This is a genomic window from Amycolatopsis sp. cg9 (genome assembly GCF_041346945.1).
In the GTDB taxonomy this organism is placed as follows: domain Bacteria; phylum Actinomycetota; class Actinomycetes; order Mycobacteriales; family Pseudonocardiaceae; genus Amycolatopsis.
Map to the genome: position 1 here is coordinate 4,322,314 of NZ_CP166850.1, position 17,928 is coordinate 4,340,241.

Sequence of the window (17,928 nt, forward strand, 5' to 3'; positions counted from 1 at the left end):
GACTAGTGGACCACAACCCTTATAGCAGGAAGTGGAACAGGGGGCTGCCCGGCTCGATCCGCTCCACCTGAAGCGGGCTCGCGGCCATCCGCGCCAGCAGCCCGGGCAGGTCGGACGGCCGGGCGATTTCGACGCCGACCAGCGCCGGGCCCATCTCGCGGTTGGTGCGCTTGACGTACTCGAAGCGCGTGATGTCGTCTTCGGGCCCGAGGACCTGCTCCAGGAACCGCCGCAGCGCGCCCGGCTCCTGCGGGAAGCCGACCAGGAAGTAGTGCTTCAGCCCTTCGTGCATCAACGAGCGTTCGAGGATCTCGCTGTAGCGGCTGACGTCGTTGTTGCCGCCGGAGACCACGACGACGACGGTCTGCCCCGGCTCCACCTGGACCACGGACCCGAGCGAAGCCGCGGCCAGCGCGCCCGCGGGCTCGGCGATGATGCCGTCGGACTGGTACATCGCCAGCATCTCGGTGCAGATGGCGCCCTCGGCGACCGCGGTCAGCTCGGCGCCGCTGTCGCGGACCAGCGGGTAGGTGACCGCGCCGGCTTCGCGCACCGCGGCGCCGTCGACGAACGAGTCCAGCTCGGGCAGCCGGACCGGGTGCCCGGCGGACAGCGCCGCCGCCATGCACGCCGCGCCGGCCGGTTCGACGCCGACGACCCGGACGTCCGGGTGCCGTTCGCGCAGCCAGCTGCCGACGCCGGCGAGCAGCCCGCCGCCGCCGACCGGGACGACCACGACGTCCGGGACGAAGCCGAGCTGCTCGACCACCTCGGACGCGACCGTGCCCTGCCCGGCGACCGTGCGGACGTCGTCGAACGCCGGCACCAGCGTGGCGCCCGTGCGCTGGGCGTCCTCGTTGGCCGCGGCGAAGGCGTCTTCGTACGTTTCGCCGACGACGATGACCTCGATGTGCGCGCCGCCGAGCGTCGCGATGCGTTCGCGCTTCTGCCGCGGCGTGGTGCCCGGGACGTACACGCGGCCGTTCGCGCCGAGCCGGCGGCACGCGTACGCGACGCCCTGGGCGTGGTTGCCGGCGCTGGCGCAGACGACCCCGAGCGCGCGGGTGGCTTCGTCGAGCTGGACGATGAAGTTGTAGGCGCCGCGGATCTTGTACGACCGGACGGTCTGCAGGTCTTCGCGCTTCACCCAGACCTGGGCGTCCACCCGGGACGACAGCCGCGCGCTCGGTTCCAGCGGCGTCCGGGTCACCACCCCGGCCAGCCGCTCGGCGGCCGTTTCGATGGTCGCCGCGGTCACCGTGTCGATGTCGTGCACCCCGATGAATCTACGACTCGCGCGTCCCGGGCAACCTGCCGGGCTCCCGGGCGCATCAAAGGGGTGACGAACAGGATGGGGGACGCCGGTGGACGACTTCACCGAGTACGTGACCGCCCGCGCGGGCTGGCTGCGCAAGGTCGCGTACCTGCTCTGCGGCGACTGGCACCGGGCCGACGACCTGGTCCAGTCGGCGATCACGCGGCTCTACGCGAACTGGTCACGGGCATCGCGAGCGGACAACCTCGACGGCTACGCGCGCCGGACGCTGGTCAACACGTTCCTCGCCGAACAGCGGACGTCGTGGTGGCGGCGGGTGGACCTGCGCGGCACCGGGCACGAACGGCCCGTGCCCGGCTCCGACGTCGACGCGGCGCTCGACCTGCGGGCCGCGCTCGACCGGCTGCCCGCCCGCCAGCGCGCGACCGTCGTCCTCCGCTACTTCAGCGATCTGCCGGTCGCGGAGACCGCGCGGGCGCTGGGCTGTTCGGAAGGCACCGTCAAGAGCCAGACCTCGAAGGCCGTGGAAACGCTCCGCGAGCTGCTGGGCGAACCGATCCGGGAGGGACGAGCATGACCGACCACGAGCTGGCCACCAAGCTGAAGGAACTCGCCGACGTGCCCGCCCCGCCGCTCCGGATCGACGTCGACGGCGCGCGCCGGGAGGGGGGACGGCGTCGGCGCCTGCGGACCACCGCGCTGGTCGTGGGCTGCGCCGCGGTCGTGACGGCCGGCGGGCTGACGGCGGTGTCGGTGTTCCGGCCCCAGCCCGCACCCGCGCCGCCCGCTGTCCAGCCCCGGCCGCAGCCCATCGCGCCCGCGCCCACCGACAACCCGCTGGTCGCGAAGGCGAGTTTCGGCTGGCTCCCGGAGGAGGTCACGGGCGTCGAGTACGCCGCCGGCGGCCACGGCGACACGACGCTGGCCATCGGCCGCGGCGAGCTGCCGCCGATGCTCTGGCTGTCGGTCTCGGACAAGGAACCGGCCCCGCCACGCGATCTCAGCGGTGAGCCGAAGACGATCCCGCAGCGCGTGGGCGACCGCGACGGCCACTGGGTGACGGCCGACGCGAACGACCCGCTCAACCACGGCGACAGCTACCTGCGCTGGTCGACCGCCGACGGCCGCTGGGCCCAGCTGCACACCTACTACCTCGCCCGGCCCGACCTGCAGCAAGCGCTGGTGCGGGTGGCCGAAGGGGCGACGTTCGCGAACCGGGGAGTGCCGCTGCCGCTGCGCATCACGAGCCTGCCGCCGTCGTTCCGCCTGTCCGACGCCTACACGTCGCGGCGGCCGGACCAGGACAACGTCCCGTGGAAGCTGGTGCTGCAGTACTCGGCGAACGGGGCGCTGGTGACGATCAACGTCGCCCCGCCGGGTGCCACGAGCAAGGACGGCCTCGGCGTGCCGAAGTGCGTGAAGAAGAACGGGCTCGAGGCCTGCGTCGCGATCGACAAGGAGAACGCCGCGGGCATCACGGCGAAGGAGCTGCTGAGCCGGATCACCCTGCTGGGTCCCGACGAGAAGACGTGGACCCCGCACGTGCTCGGCTGACCGGCCGGTCCCGAGTGGACAGTCGGCGGCGATCTGCGAGGGTGGGTGCGTGACGGAACTGCTCGTCGTGCTCGTGACCGGGTTCCTCGTGATCGCCGCGGCCACCGTCGTCGGCCCGCGGCTGGGAGTCGCCGCGCCGCTCGTGCTGGTGGTGCTCGGTGTCGCCGCGAGCCTGCTGCCTCTGTTCGCCACGGCGCACATCGAGCCCGAGTGGATCCTCGAAGGCGTCCTGCCGCCGCTGCTCTACTCGGCCGCGGTGTCGATGCCCGCGATGAACTTCCGGCGCGAGTTCGGTGCGATCAGCGGGTTGTCGGTGCTGCTCGTCGTCGGCAGCTCGCTGGTGCTCGGCCTGTTCTTCGCGCTCGTCCTGCCCGGGCTTGGGTTCGCGTGGGGTGTCGCGCTCGGCGCGATCGTCAGCCCGACCGACGCTGTCGCGACGTCGATCGTGAAGCAGACCTCGCCGTCCCAGCGGGTCGTGGCGATCCTCGACGGGGAGAGCCTGCTCAACGACGCGACCGCGCTGGTCGTGCTGCGGACGGCGATCGTCGCGACGGCCGCGTCGTTCTCCTTCTGGGGCGCGCTCGGCACGTTCGCGTACTCGGTCGCCGTCGCGGGCGTGCTCGGCTGGGTCGTGGGCCGGCTCAACCTGCTGGTCCGGCGGCGGGTGACCGACTCGACCGTCAACACGGTCATCTCGTTCGCCGTGCCGTTCGCCGCCTCCCTGCCGGCCACGCTGCTCGGGGCGTCCGGCCTGGTGGCGGCGGTGGTCGCCGGGCTCGTGACGGGCATCCGCGCGCCGCGGGAGCTCTCGCCGCGCAACCGCCTGTCGGACACGCAGAACTGGCGGACGGTCGAGCTCGTCCTCGAGGGCGCCGTGTTCCTGACCATGGGCCTGCAGATCAAGGCGATCGTGGCGAACGTGCAGCACGACCACGGCGGGGTCGGCGCGGCCGTGGCCATCGCGGCCGTCGCGCTCCTGCTGACGGTGCTGGTGCGCGCGGTGTACGTCGCCCCGCTGCTCAGGTACCTCATCGCGCGCGTCCGGCACGGCGAACGGCTGCAGGCCCGGCTGCAGGACATGTCGGAGCGGATGAGCACGCCCGAGGGCAAGCAGCAGACGTTCGAGGAGGTCAACGCGGGCCGGCGCAAGCTGTCGGAGCGGGACCTCGACCGGTTTTCGACCAGAGTCACCCGGGGGCTCGCCACCATCGACTACTTCCTGCGCGAACCGCTCGGGTGGCGCGAGGGCGTCGTCGTCGTGTGGGCGGGCATGCGCGGCGCGGTGACGGTGGCCGCGGCGCAGACCCTGCCCGAGGACACCCCGCAGCGCTCGGTGCTGGTGCTCGTCGCGTTCGCGGTGGCGATCCTGTCGTTGCTGCTGCAGGGCGGCACGATCGGCTGGGTGCTGCGCCGGCTGTCGCCGGAAATCGACCAGGCCGCCGCCGCGAAGCAGGCCGAGACCGAGCGGACCCAGATCTTCGAGCTGCTGCGGTCGAGCGCGGCCGGCATCCCGAAGCCGCCGGAGCCCGAAGGCCACCCGGAGCAGGCGGACTTCGACGCGGCGATGCGCTACCGGCTGGCTGTGCTGGAGACGCAGCGCGGCGCGTTGCTCGACGCCCGCGACAACGGCACGTTCGACGCCGACGTCCTGGCGAACGCGCTGGTCAACCTCGACGCGTCGCAGATCGCCCTCGAGATGCGCGGCAAGCCGGCCGACTGACGGGTTCAGCCCTTCGGCACCGCCGGGTAGGGGACGAAGGTGCTGGTGTTCTCGTCCACGGTCAGCTGCTTGCCGATCGTCGGGAACGCGCGCTGCGAGCACGCCGGGCGTTCGCAGACTTTGCAGCCCATCCCGATCGGCGTCGCCGCGGCGGGCTCGTCCAGGTCCAGGCCGGTCGAGTAGACGAGCCGGCCGGCGTGCCGGAGTTCGCAACCGAGACCGACCGTGAACGTCTTGCCGGGGCTGCCGTAGCCGCCGATGTTGCGTGAGATCGTGCGCGCGATCCAGAAGTAGCTCTTGCCGTCCGGCAGGGTCGCGATCTGGGTGAGGATCTTGCCCGGCTGGGTGAACGCCTCGTAGATGTTCCACAAGGGACACGCCCCGCCGACGCGGGAGAAGTGGAACCCGGCCGCGGACTGCCGCTTCGACATGTTCCCGGCCCGGTCCACCCGCACGAACGAGAACGGCACCCCGCGCTGCTTGGGCCGCTGCAAGGTGGACAGCCGGTGGCACACGGTCTCGAAGCCGACGCCGAAGTGGTCGCAGAGCCGCTCGATGTCGTAGCGGAACCGTTCGGCCGTCGCCAGGAACGGTCCGTAGGGGAGGATCAGCGCCCCGGCGAAGTAGTTCGCCAGGCCGACGCGGGCGAGCGAGCGGGCCGCCGGGCCGGAGAACGCCCACGAGTCGGCCAGCTCGGTGATCAGGTCGTCGTACTCGAGCAGCGCGATCTGCGAAGCCATCCGGAACGCCTGCTGCCCGACCCGCAGGCTCGGCGCCAGCCGCAGCACCCGCGTCACCGGCTCGTAGCGGTGCTGCTGACCGGCGGATTCGTCGATGCCGTCGCTGGTCACCTCGACGCCGTAGCGCTGCCAAAGCCGTTCCTTCAGCGCGCCCAGCACCTGACCCCGTTGCAGCGGGATCTCGGCGGCCATCTTCTCGGCGCGGTCGTCCAGCTCGGCGACGTAGTTCTCGCGCTCGTAGAAGAAGTCGCGAACCTCTTCGTGCGGCAGCGGCGCGGCGGCGCTGCCGTGCAGGCCCAGGCCGTTTTCCGTGGTCAGCGCGGCGGTGCTTTCGACGGCGTTGCGGTAGCTGCGGTGCAGCTTGACCAGTGCCTGCGCGATCGCCGGCAGGTTCGTGGCCAGGTCGTTGAGCTCGCCGGTGGTGACGTCGACGCCGAGCACCTCGTCGAGCAGCGCTTCCTTGACGTCGGCGACCAGCCGGGACGTGTCGTTGTTGGCGAAGAACTCGGTGTCGACGCCGAAGGCCTGCGTGATCCGCAGCAGCACCGGGACGGTTAGCGGCCGCGAGTTGTGCTCGATCTGGTTGAGGTAGCTCGGTGAGATCTCCAGCACACGAGCGAGGTCCGCCTGGCTCATCGAGCGGCTTTCGCGGAGGTGCCGCAGCCGCGCGCCGGCGAAAGTCTTCTCCATTCGAGCCCTCCTTCCCGGAAGGTTTCCGGCCCTGAACGGTTACGTGAACGGTCAAGAACGCGGATTTTCGATCACTTGCGAACCGGGCGATTCGCAACCTTTGCAAAGAGCGTACGTACCCTTCGCACAAATTGGCAAATTGGACGACTGGACCGGATTTCCCCTGGCGTGTGAGGGTCAGACCAGGCAAGGCGAGCAATCGCAAACTTCGCAACACCGGGAGTACCGATGACGGAACAGGCCAAGCAGGCGGCCGCGGAGCTGGCGGCGCAGTGGGCGAACGACCCCCGCTGGGCGGGCGTGCAGCGCTCCTACTCGGCTGAGGACGTCGTCAAGCTGCGCGGCAGCGTCGTCGAGGAGCACACGCTGGCCCGCCGCGGCGCGGAGAAGCTGTGGGACCTGCTGCACACCGAGGACTACGTCCACGCGCTCGGCGCCCTGACCGGCAACCAGGCCGTCCAGCAGGTCCGCGCGGGCCTGCAGGCCATCTACCTGTCCGGCTGGCAGGTCGCGGCCGACGCCAACCTCTCCGGCCAGACCTACCCCGACCAGAGCCTCTACCCGGCCAACTCGGTCCCGGCCGTGGTCCGCCGCATCAACAACGCGCTGGGCCGCGCCGACCAGATCAACTGGGCCGAGGGGAACACCGACATCGACTGGTACGCGCCGATCGTCGCCGACGCCGAGGCCGGCTTCGGTGGCCCGCTCAACGCGTTCGAGCTGATGAAGGGCATGATCGCGGCCGGCGCCGCGGGCGTGCACTGGGAAGACCAGCTCGCGTCCGAGAAGAAGTGCGGCCACCTCGGCGGCAAGGTCCTCATCCCGACCAAGCAGCACGAGCGCACGCTGAACGCCGCCCGCCTCGCCGCGGACGTGCTGAACGTCCCGTCGCTGATCGTCGCCCGCACCGACGCGCAGGCCGCGACGCTGCTGACCAGCGACGTCGACGAGCGCGACCAGCAGTTCCTCACCGGGGGCCGCACCGCCGAGGGCTTCTACGAGGTTCGCAACGGCATCGAGCCGTGCATCGAGCGCGGCCTGGCCTACGCCCAGTACGCCGACCTGCTCTGGATGGAGACCTCGGAGCCGGACCTCGAGGTGGCGCGCAAGTACGCCGAGGCGATCAAGGCGAAGTTCCCGGACCAGATGCTGGCCTACAACTGCTCGCCGTCGTTCAACTGGAAGAAGCACCTGGACGACGCGACGATCGCGAAGTTCCAGCGCGAGCTCGGCCACATGGGCTACAAGTTCCAGTTCATCACGCTGGCCGGCTTCCACGCGCTGAACTACTCGATGTTCGACCTGGCGCACGGCTACGCCCGCGAGGGCATGACCGCCTACGTCGACCTGCAGGAGCGCGAGTTCGCTTCGGAGAGCCGCGGCTACACCGCCACCAAGCACCAGCGCGAGGTCGGCACCGGCTACTTCGACAACGTCGCGACGGCGCTGAACCCGGAGAGCTCGACCACCGCGCTCAAGGGCTCCACCGAAGAAGCCCAGTTCCACTGATCCCGGCCGCGGCCTGACGACGGCACCCCCCTCCCGTCGTCAGGCCGCGTCCCTCCCTTCTTTTCCTTCCCTGCACAGCTCGTGGAGGCACCCCATGGTTGATCGGCTGAACTACCGCATCGAGGTCACCGGGCCGGTCGAGGGCCGGTTCGCGGAGATCCTGACCCCGGCGGCACTCGACTTCCTGGCCAAGCTGGACAACACGTTCGCCGGTCGCCGGCGCGAGCTGCTCGACGCCCGCCGCACGCGGCGCGAGGAACTGCAGTCCGGCGAGAAGCCGCTCGGCTTCCGGCCCGAGACGCGGCACATCCGCGAAGACCGGTCGTGGCAGGTCGCCCCGACGGCGCCGGGCCTGGAGGACCGCCGCGTCGAGATCACCGGCCCGACCGACCGCAAGATGACGGTCAACGCGCTGAACTCCGGCGCGAAGGTCTGGCTGGCGGACTTCGAAGACGCGACGTCGCCGACGTGGCACAACGTCATCGACGGCCAGCTCAACCTCTTCGACGCGATCCGCCGCAACATCGACTTCACCACCGAGGCCGGCAAGCGCTACACGATCGGCGACGACCCGGCGACGATCGTCGCGCGCCCCCGCGGCTGGCACCTGGTGGAGAAGCACATCCGCATCGACGGCCGCCCGGTTTCGGCGAGCCTGGTCGACTTCGGCCTGTACTTCTTCCACAACGCGCGACAGCTGCTCGCCCGCGGCGTCGGCCCGTACTTCTACCTGCCGAAGCTGGAGAACCACCTCGAAGCGCGGCTGTGGAACGACGTCTTCCTGATGGCGCAGCGCGAGCTGGGCGTCCCGCGCGGCACGATCCGCGCCACGGTGCTGATCGAGACGATCACCGCCGCGTTCGAGATGGACGAGATCCTCTACGAGCTGCGCGAGCACGCGGCGGGCCTGAACGCCGGCCGCTGGGACTACATTTTCAGCCTCATCAAGAACTTCGCCGCGCACGGCGCCGACTTCGTGCTGCCGGACCGCGCGCAGGTCACCATGACCGTGCCGTTCATGCGGGCCTACACCGAGCTGCTGGTGAGCACCTGCCACCAGCGCGGCGCGCACGCCATCGGCGGCATGGCCGCGTTCATCCCGAGCAAGGACCCGGAGGTCAACGCGACCGCCGCCGAGAAGGTCCGCGCCGACAAGGAACGCGAGGCCGGCGACGGTTTCGACGGCTCGTGGGTCGCGCACCCCGGTCTGGTCCCGATCTGCCGCGAAGTCTTCGACGACGTGCTCGGCGGCTGGCCCAACCAGCTCGGCAAGCTGCGCGAGGACGTCCACGTCACCGCTGAGGACCTGCTCGACGTGGCCAGCGCCGGCGGCGAGGTCACCGAAGCGGGCGTGCGCGCGAACATCAACGTCGCGCTGCGGTACGTCGACGCGTGGCTGCGCGGCACCGGCGCCGCGGCGATCCACAACCTGATGGAGGACGCCGCCACCGCGGAGATCGCGCGCTGCCAGGTCTGGCAGTGGATCCGCAACGGCACGAAGCTCGAGGACGGCACCGCGCTGACCCGCGAGCTGGCGGTCGAATACCTGGACGACGAACTCGCGTCGGTGCGCGCCGAGCTGGGCGCGGGCAACCGCCTCGACGACGCGTACGAGATCTTCACCGAAACCGCGCTGGGCGAGAAGCTGCCGAGCTTCCTCACCACGGGTGCCTACGCGCGGTACCTCACGGACGCCCGGTAGCAGGGGCCCCGCCCGCCCCTACCTGACGAGGGGCGGGTGGATTCCACACTGTTGGGATGGTGTGGGTCCGGACCGGTCCCGGTGGCGGCGGCTCCCCGCCACCGGGACCGGTTCATTTTTTCACCTCAGCCCACGGCGTACGCCCGGATCACCGTCTGCCGCACGGTGTTCCCGCGGTCGTCGGCCGCGCTCGCCCGCAGCGAGACGAACCCGCCCGCCGGGTTCCGCACGGCGACCGTCCAGTGGTCGCCGGTCCGCAGCGCCGGCGCGGGCTGCCAGCTGCGGCCGTCGTCGGTGGACGTCTCGACGGCCAGCTTCGTCCCGCTGCCACCGCCTTGCCGCTCGACGAACGCCGGGAACGTGAAGACCCGGTTGGCCGGCGCGCTGTTGCGCAGGTCGACCGCCGGCGCGAACCGGGCCGTCAGCAGGGGCAGTGCCCGGCCGTCCGCGGCGGCCGAGGAGCGGAACCCCCACTCCGCGACGACGTCCGTCCACAGTGGCCACCAGTCGGTGTGCCGGTGCGCCTCGGCGGTGAGCCGGTAGGCGCCGTCGGCGTCCGGCACCGGGATCCTCGCCAGCGTCGGCTCCCCCGACGGCTCCACGGGAATCGCGACGCCGTCCTTCGCGAGGGTCACCGAACCCGTGTCCCCGGCACCGGATTCCGGCTTGCGCGGGCGGCCGGCGGCGTCGCCGAACAGCGGCAGCCACAGGTCGAAGACGCCGTCCTTGCGCCACGCCCACGGCCGCGGCTGCTCGCCCGAGTGCGTCATGGTCAGCCCGCGCAGCGACGGCCCGGCCACCGCCTTGTTCCAGCTGAGCTGGTACTTGCGACCCGCGGCCAGGTCGAGGTTCTCGGTCAGCTCACCGCGGAACCCGGACGTCCACACGCTGTCCCACTTGCCGGGGGAGTAGTACTCGACACGTTCCTGTTGCGCGGCAACGGGTTCGGTGTAGCCGTACCCGACCAGCCGGCCGAAGAACTCGCGCCCGGCGACGTACCGGACCTCGCCGGGGGCGTTGTCGTGGTAGGCGGTGCGCACTTCGGCGAGATCGCCGGTCTTCGGCCGCTGCACCCGCGGAGCCGTCACCTGCCCCTCGACGCCGTCGCCCAGTTCGTAGCGGAAGCGCGGCGACGGCCGGCTGACCACCGTCGCCGAGGCGTGGCCCGTCTTCGCCAGCTCCGAGAACCGCTGCGCGGTGACGCTCAACCCGCCCCAGATCACCGGCAAGTGCAGCGTAGGTAGCCCGCCGCCGAGGACCGTGGTCCCGGCGGCGCCGCCGTCGAGCGCGACCACGCCGAGTTTCGCGCCGGCGTTCTCGACGTTCACCAGCCGCTGGTACGCCTCGTCGATCCGGATGCCGAGCGGCAGCCGGACGACCACGAGCTTGCCGCGCGCGTCGATCCCGGCCAGGTCCTCGGGCGTGCCCCCACCGCCGGACACGACCGGGAGCGCGCTGGTCCCGGCCGGGGCGGCCGACTCCAGCCAGACGCCCCGCACCGCGAACGGCTGCCCGTCGTCGGCGGTCAGCTCCAGGTCCGGCTCGGTGGCCCGGCGTTCCTGACTGAAGGCGAAGGTCGCCGACGACGTACCCGGGACCGTCGCGGCGAACGCCTCGTGGAACCGCGGGTCGAGGTCGAAACCGTCGGCGAAGACGCACGAGCAGCTGGTGACGCGGCTCAGCCGTTCGACGCTCTGGGTGCCACCGCGCGCCGCCGGGTTGTCCGGCTCCAGCGACACCGGCTTGCCCTCGCGTGCGTCGAAGGTCTGCGTGACGGCGTGATCCAGCGCCAGTTCGGGGTGCGTGATGAAGCTGTACGACGGCTCCTGGCCCGGCCGCGGTGTCTCGATGACGCTGTTCACGGCGTAACGGCCACGCGGTAGCCGGAACGTGCCCGGCTCGCCCAGGGTGAGGGCACCGGTGTCCAGATCGATGATCGACACCGGCGGGTAGCCCGTCGGCGCCCACGGCCTGCCGTCGCGGTCGACGAGGCCGACGGTCAGGTCGTAGGTCTCGGCTTCCTGCCGAAGCGACAACGCGGTCCGCGTGGTGACGCCGTCGCCGCTCGCGGTCAGGACGCCGGAGCGGGTGCCCGGGTGGCCGTCCTGCGCGGTGAAGGTCAGCTCGACGGGGGTGCTGCCCCCGGCGGGAACGGTGACGCTCGCCGGGAAGCTCACGCCGTCGACGGCCGCCCCGAGCGTCAGCGTGACCGGCGTGGCGCCGGAGTTGTACCAGGTGACGGTCGCTTTCTTGGTCGTCCCGCGGTTGGGCCACGGGAGGTACGCCGACGCGCTCCCGGTGGCGGTGACCGCCGTGGCCGTCGCGCGGGCGACGTCGACGCGGCCGGTGCCGACCGCGGCCGGTCCGGCGTCGACCGGGGTGGCGGTGCTGGTGAGGGCCGCTTTGAGGCGGTCCGCGGTCCAGTCCGGGTGCTGCTGGGCGAGGATCGCGGCCGAGCCCGCGACGTGCGGCGTCGCCATCGACGTCCCGTCCAGCGCCTGGTAGCCGCCGCCGGGCCAGGCCGCGGTGATCGACTCGCCGGGCGCCGCGACGTCCGGTTTCGCGGCGCCGTCGCCGATCCTCGGACCCCGGCTGGAGAACGGGCTGAGGACGTCCTTTTTGGACACACTGGCGACGGCGAGCGCCGCGTCGGCCGCGGCCGGGCTCGACACGGATTCGTCCGCGCCGAAGTTGCCCGCGGCGACGACGAAGAGCGTGCCGTACTGCCGGGTCAGGGTGTTCACGGCTTCGGACACCGGATCGGTCCCGTCGGACGGGCCGGCGCCGAGGCTCATGTTCACGACGCGGGCGTGCGCTTCGGTCACCGCCCACTGCATGCCGGCCAGGACCGTGTCGAGCGTGCCGTCGCCGGAGTCGTCGAGGACCTTGCCGACGGCCAGCGACGCGTCGGGCGCGACGCCCTTGTACTTACCACCGGACGCGGCGCCGGAGCCGGCGATCGTCGAAGCGACGTGCGTGCCGTGCCCGGCACCGTCCTCGACGGTGCCCTTGCCGGTGAAGTCCTTGGACAGCGAAACGCGGCCGCCCAGATCCGGGTGCGTGCCGGCGATGCCGGTGTCGAGCACCGCGACCGGCACGCCGCGGCCGGTCAGGCCCGCCTGCCACGCCGCGGGCGCACCGATCTGCGGCACGCTCTGGTCGAGGCTCGCACGCACCTTCGCGTTCAGCCACACCTTCGCGCCGCCCGCCGCGAGCGTGGCGGGTTCCGCGGCGAGCCGGTTCCAGAACGCCGCGGCGCCGGACTTCGGCTCGTCGAGCGCGGTGTAGCCGAGCGCGGACGCCCGGGCGGCGACGCCGGTCCGCGCGGCGAGCGCCGGGCCCGCCTGGCGGACCAGCAGCGGGACGTTCGGGGTGCGCGCGTCGTCGTAGCCCTGACGCAGCAGGCCGGTGACGTTGAACAGCTGCTCGTCGAGCCGTCCGGCGCGAACCAGCCCGGCGGCGTCGCCGGGCAGGACGTACTGGTCGCCGTGGCGGACGTACTGCCGGATCGGCACCGGCCGGTCGCGGCGGGCGGGCAGCACGCGGACGTCGGTGCCGCCGACCAGCACCTGATCGCCGGTGACCAGCGTGATCCGCGTCGGTGTCACGGGTGGCCGGTCCGCCGGGGCGGCCACCGCGCCGGGTGCGGTCAGCACGCCCGCGGCCAGGGTCACCGCGACGACCGCGGTGATCGGTTTCCTCATGGGATGGTTCCTCACTGTCGGGGTCCTCGGCTCGTGGAACGGCCCCGGCGCGCCCGCGGGTTGCCCGGATTTCGATCTCGGAGCAACCCCGCGGGCCGCGCACCCCGTTCCACCGGGTGTGGGGGCGACGAGGAGGAATCGGTGAAACGGTCCGAAGAAGCGGGGTACCGCGACTACGTGACGGCGCGGATGGAGGTCATGCGCCGCACGGCCTACCTGCTGTGCCGGGACTGGCACCTCGCCGACGACCTGGTGTCGATCACCATCGGCAAGCTGTACCGGCACTGGCCGAGGGCTCGGCACGTCGAGTTCCTCGACGCCTACGTGCGCCGGATCCTGGTGCGGACGTGGCTGGACGAGAAGGCCCGGGCGTGGCGGCGCGAGGAACCGGCGGACGTGTTGCCGGAGCCGACGGTGCTGCCCGCCGACGACGTCGTCGAGCGGCTCGGCCTGCTGGAGCTGCTCGACGCGCTGCCGCCGCGGCGCCGGGCCGCGGTGGTGCTGCGCTACTACTGCGACCTGTCGATCGAGGAGACCGCCGAGGTCCTCGAGTGTTCACCCGGAACCGTGAAGAGCCAGACCGCGCGCGGGCTCGACTCGCTGCGCGCGCTCGTCGCCGCGAGCCAGAGCTGAAGGAGGAGCCATGAGCAAGGACCAGTTCGACGCGGCGATCGGCGTCGTCCCGCCGTCCACGGTGGACGTCGAGGCGGTGCTGGACCGCGAACGCCGCCGGGCGCGGGTGCGCCGCGTGGCGAACCCGTGGACCGCCGCGGGTGCGGGCGTGGCGGCGGTCGCCGTCGGGGCGGCGGTGGCGTTCCTGCCCGCGGATCCCGCGCCGGTGCTCGTGCCGCCGGCGGCGAGCAAGCCGCCGCCGGCGGAGGATCCCTGCGCGGTGCTGCCGTACCCGCCGCAGACCGGCGCGCCGATCCCGGAGACCTCGACGGCCGCGTCGAGCCGGCTCACCACGGTGCTGACCGCCGCCGTCGAGCAGCGGCTGGCGGCCGGCTCGACGCTCGGTCCCCACGAACACGGCGTCTACCCAAAGGGTGTCGCGCACGGGCCGCTGGCCTTCTTCCACGTGTTTTCGGCGCGGGTGCCCCACGAAAGCACGTGCAGCGGCGGCGAGGACTACTTCATGTCGGCGGCCACGACGGCGAAGGGGGAGCTCAAGGGCAACGTCATGGCGATCGTCACCCGGATCGGCGGCGTCGCGACGCCCAGCACCGAGTGCACGCCCCCGCCCGAACGCACGGAGGGGTCGTGCCAGCGGCGGACCGGGCCGCACGGCGAAACGATCGTCGAGTCCACGGTGCTCCAGCCCGGCGGCCCGACGATGTACCAGTCGGACGTCACCAAACCCGACGGCACCGGCATCATCCTCTCGGCGGAGAACGTGGCCGGGGACGCCAAGCGGGGCGGCGAGCCCGACATGCCGTCGCCGCCGCTGAGCCTCACGCAGTTGACGGAGATCGCGCTCGACCCCGGCCTGACGCTCTACCCCTGAGCGGCCAGCAGCACCTTCGCGGCTTCGCGGGCCGTGCTCGCCTCGCCCGGGTCACCGGTGATCGCGGCGAGCACGGTCGCGCCCTCGACCAGCGAAAACAGCTGGTCGGCGAGCCTTTGGTCGGAAATCAGACCACGGAGGTACGCGCGGACTTCGTCCTTGTGCAGCCGGATGGCGGCGGCGATGCCGGGCGCCGGTTCGCCGAACTCGCCGAAGGAGTTGATGAACGCGCAGCCGCGGAAGCCGGGCTCGGCGAACCAGTTCGCGAGCCAGCCGAAGACGGCGAGGGGATCGTCGCCGCGGGCGTGGACGAAATCGCGCAACGACTTCCGCCAGCGCTCGTCCCGGCGTCGCAAGTAGGCCTCGACCAGGTCGTTCTTCGCCGGGAAGCACTGGTAGAGCCGCTTGAGCGAGACGCCGGAGCGCTCCCGCACGGCGTCCATCCCGACCGCTTGCACGCCGTGCGCGTAGAAGAGGTCCTCGGCGGCTTCGAGCAGCCGGTCGGTCGCCTCGGTGGAATTCACGTCACCTGCCCCTGGCGCGGAGAATGATCGTTCTCTAGGGTAGCGGATGCCACGGAGAACGCACGTTCTCCACGTTCCGAAGGAGCCGTCATGACCCCGCGACCGCCGTTCCCGCCCTTCGACGAAGACACCGCCCGGCAGAAGGTCCAGGCCGCCGAAGACGCGTGGAACACCCGCGACCCCGAGAAGGTCTCGCTCGCCTACACCGAGGACTCGGTCTGGCGGAACCGCGACCGCCACGTCGTCGGGCGCGCCGAAATCGTCCGCTTCCTTACCGCGAAGTGGGAGCGCGAGCTGGACTACGCGCTGCGCAAGGAGCTGTGGGGCTTCCGCGGCAACCGCATCGGCGTCCGCTTCCAGTACGAATCCCGCACGGCCGAGGGGCAGTGGTTCCGCAGCTACGGCAACGAGCTGTGGGAGTTCAGCGACGAAGGCCTGATGCGACGGCGCGAGGCGAGCATCAACGACGTCTCGATCGAGGAGGCCGACCGCCGCATCTTCGGCCCGCGCCCGGCGGACGAACACGGCCTCCTGCTGCCGGTCTTCTGAGCCGCACCCGAGTCCGCCCGGCGCGAAACGGGCCCTGTCCGCCCGCCGTGCCGGGCATGGTCGAAAAATGACCACACCGGCGTTCGGCGGCGAAGTGAGCGAGTTCTACCAGCGGTTCCGCCGCGGCTACCCGCCCGAAGCGGCGGACGAGCTGGCCGCGGCGTTCGCGCTGACCCGCGACGACGTCGTCCTCGACCTCGGCTGTGGCACCGGCCGGCTCACCCGGGTCCTGGCGGCCCGGACGGGCGCGGTGCTCGGCATGGACCCGGAGCCGGCGATGCTCGACCAGGCCCGCTGGGCGACGTCGCTGCCGAACGTCAGCTGGCTGCTCGGCGCGGACACCGAGGTCAGCGCGCTGTTGCCGATTTTCGGCAACGGCCGCCTGGCCGCGGTGACGGTCGCGCAGGCGCTGCACTGGATGGACCACGAGCGCCTGTTCGCGGACGTCCGGCCGCTGGTCCGCCCGGGCGGCGGGATCGCGGTGGTGACGAACGGCGAGCCGCTGTGGCTCCAGGACACGGCGTGGTCGGCCGCCCTGCGGGACGTCCTCTCGGCGTACCTGGGGACGCCGTTGCACAGCACGTGCGGCACGGACGCGGCGAGCCAGGAGCGGTACGAGGCCGCGCTCTCGGCCGCCGGATACGCCGTCGACCTGCGCGTTGTCGATTACGCGACAACGCTGACGGTCGAGGAAATCGTCGGTGGCGTTTTTTCGGCCATGAGTCCCGACCAGCTGCCTGCGCCCGACGAGCGGCCGGCTTTCACCGACCGCGTCCGGACGGCGCTGGCCCCGCACGGACCGCTCCGCGAGGCAGTCCGGGTGCGGATCCTCACCGGGATCCGGTGACCGGTCACTCATGGCGAATGCGTAGGCACCCCTACTGTTCCGCTTATTGTTTCCCCGGGGAGCGGCGCGGATGCTCGCTGCGAGGCGCCCGTCGCGCCGTCACCCCGAGGAGTCCCCATGACCAGCAAGGTGAGAGCGGCTGTCGCCGTCCTCTTCGTCGTGTTGTCGTTTTCGTCCGGCGCGGTGGTGATCACGGCCGCGCCCACCGCGGCGCGGCCCGACTGCGTCCGCCCCTGCCGCTTCTGAGCGGTCCGCTACCTACAGTTCCGGGATCCCGGCCGCGACCGGCTCGAACGCGTTGCCGGTCGCGATCTTCGGCCGCGGCAGCTCCACCGGTTCGGCCGGCTTCGCCCGCCGGTAGACGTCGGCGGTCGCCTCGGCGATCCGGCCCCAGTCGAAGTCCGCGGCCAGCCGGGACTGCGCCGCCTTCGCGCGCTTCGCCGCTGCCGGCGCGTCGCTGAGCACCGCCGTCACGGCGTTGGTCAATTCCGTGACATCGCCGGGGCTGAACGCGAGCCCGGTCTCGCCGTGCACCACGACCTCGCCGAGCCCGCCGGCGGTCGACGCCACCAGCGGCGCCTTCGCGGCCGCGGCCTCCAGCGCGACGATCCCGAACGGCTCGTACCGGCTGGGCAGCACGACGGCGTCGGCGGCGGCCAGCGCCGCCCGCAGGTCGCGGTCGGAGAGGTGCCCGACGAAGTCGACCGCGCGCCGCACCCGCAGCTTCCGCGACTGTTCGACCAGCTCGTCGAAGTGCCGTCCTTTTCCGGCGACGACCACGCGCGTCCCGGGGTGCCGCCGCCGGATGCGGGGGAGTGCGGCGAGCAGGTCCTGCACGCCCTTCTCCCATTCGAGTCGTCCGAAGTAGAGCAACAGCGGCGCCCCGGCCGGGCTGTAGACCTCCCGGGCCCGGGCGATCTCCTTCGCCGGCACCTGCCAGCCGCGTTCCTCGATGCCGTTGTGGATCACCGTGACGTCGGCGGCTTCGACCTCGAAGAGGTAGGAGACTTCGCGGCGCATGGCCTGCGAACACGTGATCAGCGCGTCGGCGCGGTTCGCCAGCCACCACTCGACGGAGTGCACCTGCTGGTTCAGCGGGTGCGACAGCCAGCCGGAGTGCCGGCCGGCCTCGGTCGCGTGGATGGTGCCGACCAGCGGCACCCGCGCGGCCTCGGCGATGGCGATCGCCGGGTGCGCGACCAGCCAGTCGTGCGCGTGGACGACATCGGGCTGCCAGGTCCGCAGCAGGTCCTGGGCGGCGCGGATCATGGCGTGCCCCATGGCCAGCGTCCAGGCGACGAGGTCCCGCTCGAACGTCACGTGCATCGGGTCTTCGGCCACCCGGACGATCCGCACGCCCTCGACGACGCGGTCGGTGCGCGGGTGCGTCCCGGCGTCGGTCCCGGCGGCGTGCCGGCAGAGCACCACGACCTCGTGACCCTGGCGCGCCAGGTGGGTGGCGAGCGCGTGCACGTGCCGGGCCAGGCCTCCGATGGCCACTGGCGGGTACTCCCACGACAGCATCAGCACACGCATGCGCAGAGGTTACTCGCGAGTCAGAACGCCCCGACGCGCCCGTGCTGGCGAAGTGTTCACATGTGATCCCGAT

15 protein-coding genes are annotated in these 17,928 nt (G+C 72.0%); 10 read left to right on the forward strand and 5 right to left on the reverse strand.

Going from position 1 to position 17,928, the window contains the following annotated elements:
• Nucleotides 1–19: 19 nt before the first annotated feature.
• The gene (ilvA, locus tag AB5J73_RS20775) at nt 20–1,276 is read right to left on the reverse strand and encodes a threonine ammonia-lyase IlvA (RefSeq protein WP_370971365.1); all 1,257 of its coding nucleotides are present in this window, start codon (nt 1,274–1,276) and stop codon (nt 20–22) included.
• Nucleotides 1,277–1,364: 88 nt separating this feature from the next.
• Between ilvA and AB5J73_RS20780 the strand changes: the two genes are divergently transcribed.
• The 3 genes from AB5J73_RS20780 to AB5J73_RS20790 are packed head-to-tail and all read left to right on the forward strand — an operon-like array spanning nt 1,365 to nt 4,550.
• Entirely contained in the window at nt 1,365–1,853 is a 489-nt protein-coding gene (locus tag AB5J73_RS20780; RefSeq protein WP_370971368.1) for a SigE family RNA polymerase sigma factor, read from the forward strand.
• Nucleotides 1,850–2,830: a hypothetical protein gene (locus AB5J73_RS20785; RefSeq protein ID WP_370971370.1), complete on the forward strand. Its 981-nt coding sequence runs from the start codon at nt 1,850–1,852 to the stop codon at nt 2,828–2,830. Before AB5J73_RS20780 ends, AB5J73_RS20785 begins: the two co-directional genes overlap by 4 nt.
• A gap of 49 nt (nt 2,831–2,879) precedes the next feature.
• Nucleotides 2,880–4,550: a cation:proton antiporter gene (locus AB5J73_RS20790; RefSeq protein ID WP_370971372.1), complete on the forward strand. Its 1,671-nt coding sequence runs from the start codon at nt 2,880–2,882 to the stop codon at nt 4,548–4,550.
• 5 nt (nt 4,551–4,555) lie between these two features.
• Here the strand turns inward: AB5J73_RS20790 and AB5J73_RS20795 are convergent, their stop codons facing one another.
• Complete coding sequence (locus AB5J73_RS20795) at nt 4,556–5,980, reverse strand: short-chain fatty acyl-CoA regulator family protein (protein WP_360774538.1); 1,425 nt, start codon at nt 5,978–5,980, stop codon at nt 4,556–4,558.
• Between the two features lie 228 nt (nt 5,981–6,208).
• Between AB5J73_RS20795 and aceA the strand changes: the two genes are divergently transcribed.
• Together aceA and aceB are read left to right on the forward strand one after the other, a co-directional pair.
• A complete protein-coding gene (aceA, locus tag AB5J73_RS20800) occupies nt 6,209–7,489 on the forward strand; it encodes an isocitrate lyase (protein ID WP_364513156.1) in 1,281 nt (426 codons plus the stop codon).
• Between the two features lie 94 nt (nt 7,490–7,583).
• Entirely contained in the window at nt 7,584–9,191 is a 1,608-nt protein-coding gene (gene aceB / locus AB5J73_RS20805) for a malate synthase A (protein ID WP_370971375.1), read from the forward strand.
• A 125-nt stretch (nt 9,192–9,316) separates the two neighbouring features.
• Here the strand turns inward: aceB and AB5J73_RS20810 are convergent, their stop codons facing one another.
• Nucleotides 9,317–12,895 (reverse strand): S8 family serine peptidase, encoded by a 3,579-nt coding sequence (locus tag AB5J73_RS20810; protein ID WP_370971377.1) that lies wholly within the window; start codon nt 12,893–12,895, stop codon nt 9,317–9,319.
• Between the two features lie 141 nt (nt 12,896–13,036).
• Between AB5J73_RS20810 and AB5J73_RS20815 the strand changes: the two genes are divergently transcribed.
• Both AB5J73_RS20815 and AB5J73_RS20820 read left to right on the forward strand, forming a co-directional pair.
• Nucleotides 13,037–13,528: a SigE family RNA polymerase sigma factor gene (locus AB5J73_RS20815; protein ID WP_370971379.1), complete on the forward strand. Its 492-nt coding sequence runs from the start codon at nt 13,037–13,039 to the stop codon at nt 13,526–13,528.
• A 10-nt stretch (nt 13,529–13,538) separates the two neighbouring features.
• The gene (locus AB5J73_RS20820; protein ID WP_370971381.1) at nt 13,539–14,399 is read left to right on the forward strand and encodes a hypothetical protein; all 861 of its coding nucleotides are present in this window, start codon (nt 13,539–13,541) and stop codon (nt 14,397–14,399) included.
• Here AB5J73_RS20820 and AB5J73_RS20825 read toward each other — a convergent pair.
• The gene (locus AB5J73_RS20825; protein ID WP_370971383.1) at nt 14,390–14,923 is read right to left on the reverse strand and encodes a TetR/AcrR family transcriptional regulator; all 534 of its coding nucleotides are present in this window, start codon (nt 14,921–14,923) and stop codon (nt 14,390–14,392) included. The genes AB5J73_RS20820 and AB5J73_RS20825 overlap by 10 nt on opposite strands.
• Before the next feature lie 90 nt (nt 14,924–15,013).
• Between AB5J73_RS20825 and AB5J73_RS20830 the strand changes: the two genes are divergently transcribed.
• The 3 genes from AB5J73_RS20830 (at nt 15,014) to AB5J73_RS20840 (ending at nt 16,565) form a co-directional block, all read left to right on the forward strand.
• Complete coding sequence (locus AB5J73_RS20830; RefSeq protein WP_370971385.1) at nt 15,014–15,472, forward strand: DUF1348 family protein; 459 nt, start codon at nt 15,014–15,016, stop codon at nt 15,470–15,472.
• 67 nt (nt 15,473–15,539) lie between these two features.
• Entirely contained in the window at nt 15,540–16,319 is a 780-nt protein-coding gene (locus tag AB5J73_RS20835) for a methyltransferase domain-containing protein (RefSeq protein ID WP_370971387.1), read from the forward strand.
• A 117-nt stretch (nt 16,320–16,436) separates the two neighbouring features.
• Nucleotides 16,437–16,565: a hypothetical protein gene (locus AB5J73_RS20840; RefSeq protein WP_370971389.1), complete on the forward strand. Its 129-nt coding sequence runs from the start codon at nt 16,437–16,439 to the stop codon at nt 16,563–16,565.
• Nucleotides 16,566–16,577: 12 nt separating this feature from the next.
• Here the strand turns inward: AB5J73_RS20840 and AB5J73_RS20845 are convergent, their stop codons facing one another.
• Entirely contained in the window at nt 16,578–17,855 is a 1,278-nt protein-coding gene (locus AB5J73_RS20845; RefSeq protein WP_370971391.1) for a glycosyltransferase family 4 protein, read from the reverse strand.
• Between the last annotated feature and the right edge of the window lie 73 nt (nt 17,856–17,928).

What these genes read in the sequence shown, in the direction of transcription:
- AB5J73_RS20845 (WP_370971391.1), bottom strand. Translation starts at nt 17,855, where the DNA reads ATGCGTGTGCTGATGCTGTCGTGGGAGTACCCGCCAGTGGCCATCGGA.
- AB5J73_RS20840 (WP_370971389.1), top strand. Translation starts at nt 16,437, where the DNA reads ATGACCAGCAAGGTGAGAGCGGCTGTCGCCGTCCTCTTCGTCGTGTTG.
- AB5J73_RS20785 (WP_370971370.1), top strand. Translation starts at nt 1,850, where the DNA reads ATGACCGACCACGAGCTGGCCACCAAGCTGAAGGAACTCGCCGACGTG.
- AB5J73_RS20810 (WP_370971377.1), bottom strand. Translation starts at nt 12,895, where the DNA reads ATGAGGAAACCGATCACCGCGGTCGTCGCGGTGACCCTGGCCGCGGGC.
- AB5J73_RS20830 (WP_370971385.1), top strand. Translation starts at nt 15,014, where the DNA reads ATGACCCCGCGACCGCCGTTCCCGCCCTTCGACGAAGACACCGCCCGG.
- aceB (WP_370971375.1), top strand. Translation starts at nt 7,584, where the DNA reads ATGGTTGATCGGCTGAACTACCGCATCGAGGTCACCGGGCCGGTCGAG.
- AB5J73_RS20795 (WP_360774538.1), bottom strand. Translation starts at nt 5,980, where the DNA reads ATGGAGAAGACTTTCGCCGGCGCGCGGCTGCGGCACCTCCGCGAAAGC.
- AB5J73_RS20820 (WP_370971381.1), top strand. Translation starts at nt 13,539, where the DNA reads ATGAGCAAGGACCAGTTCGACGCGGCGATCGGCGTCGTCCCGCCGTCC.
- aceA (WP_364513156.1), top strand. Translation starts at nt 6,209, where the DNA reads ATGACGGAACAGGCCAAGCAGGCGGCCGCGGAGCTGGCGGCGCAGTGG.
- AB5J73_RS20835 (WP_370971387.1), top strand. Translation starts at nt 15,540, where the DNA reads ATGACCACACCGGCGTTCGGCGGCGAAGTGAGCGAGTTCTACCAGCGG.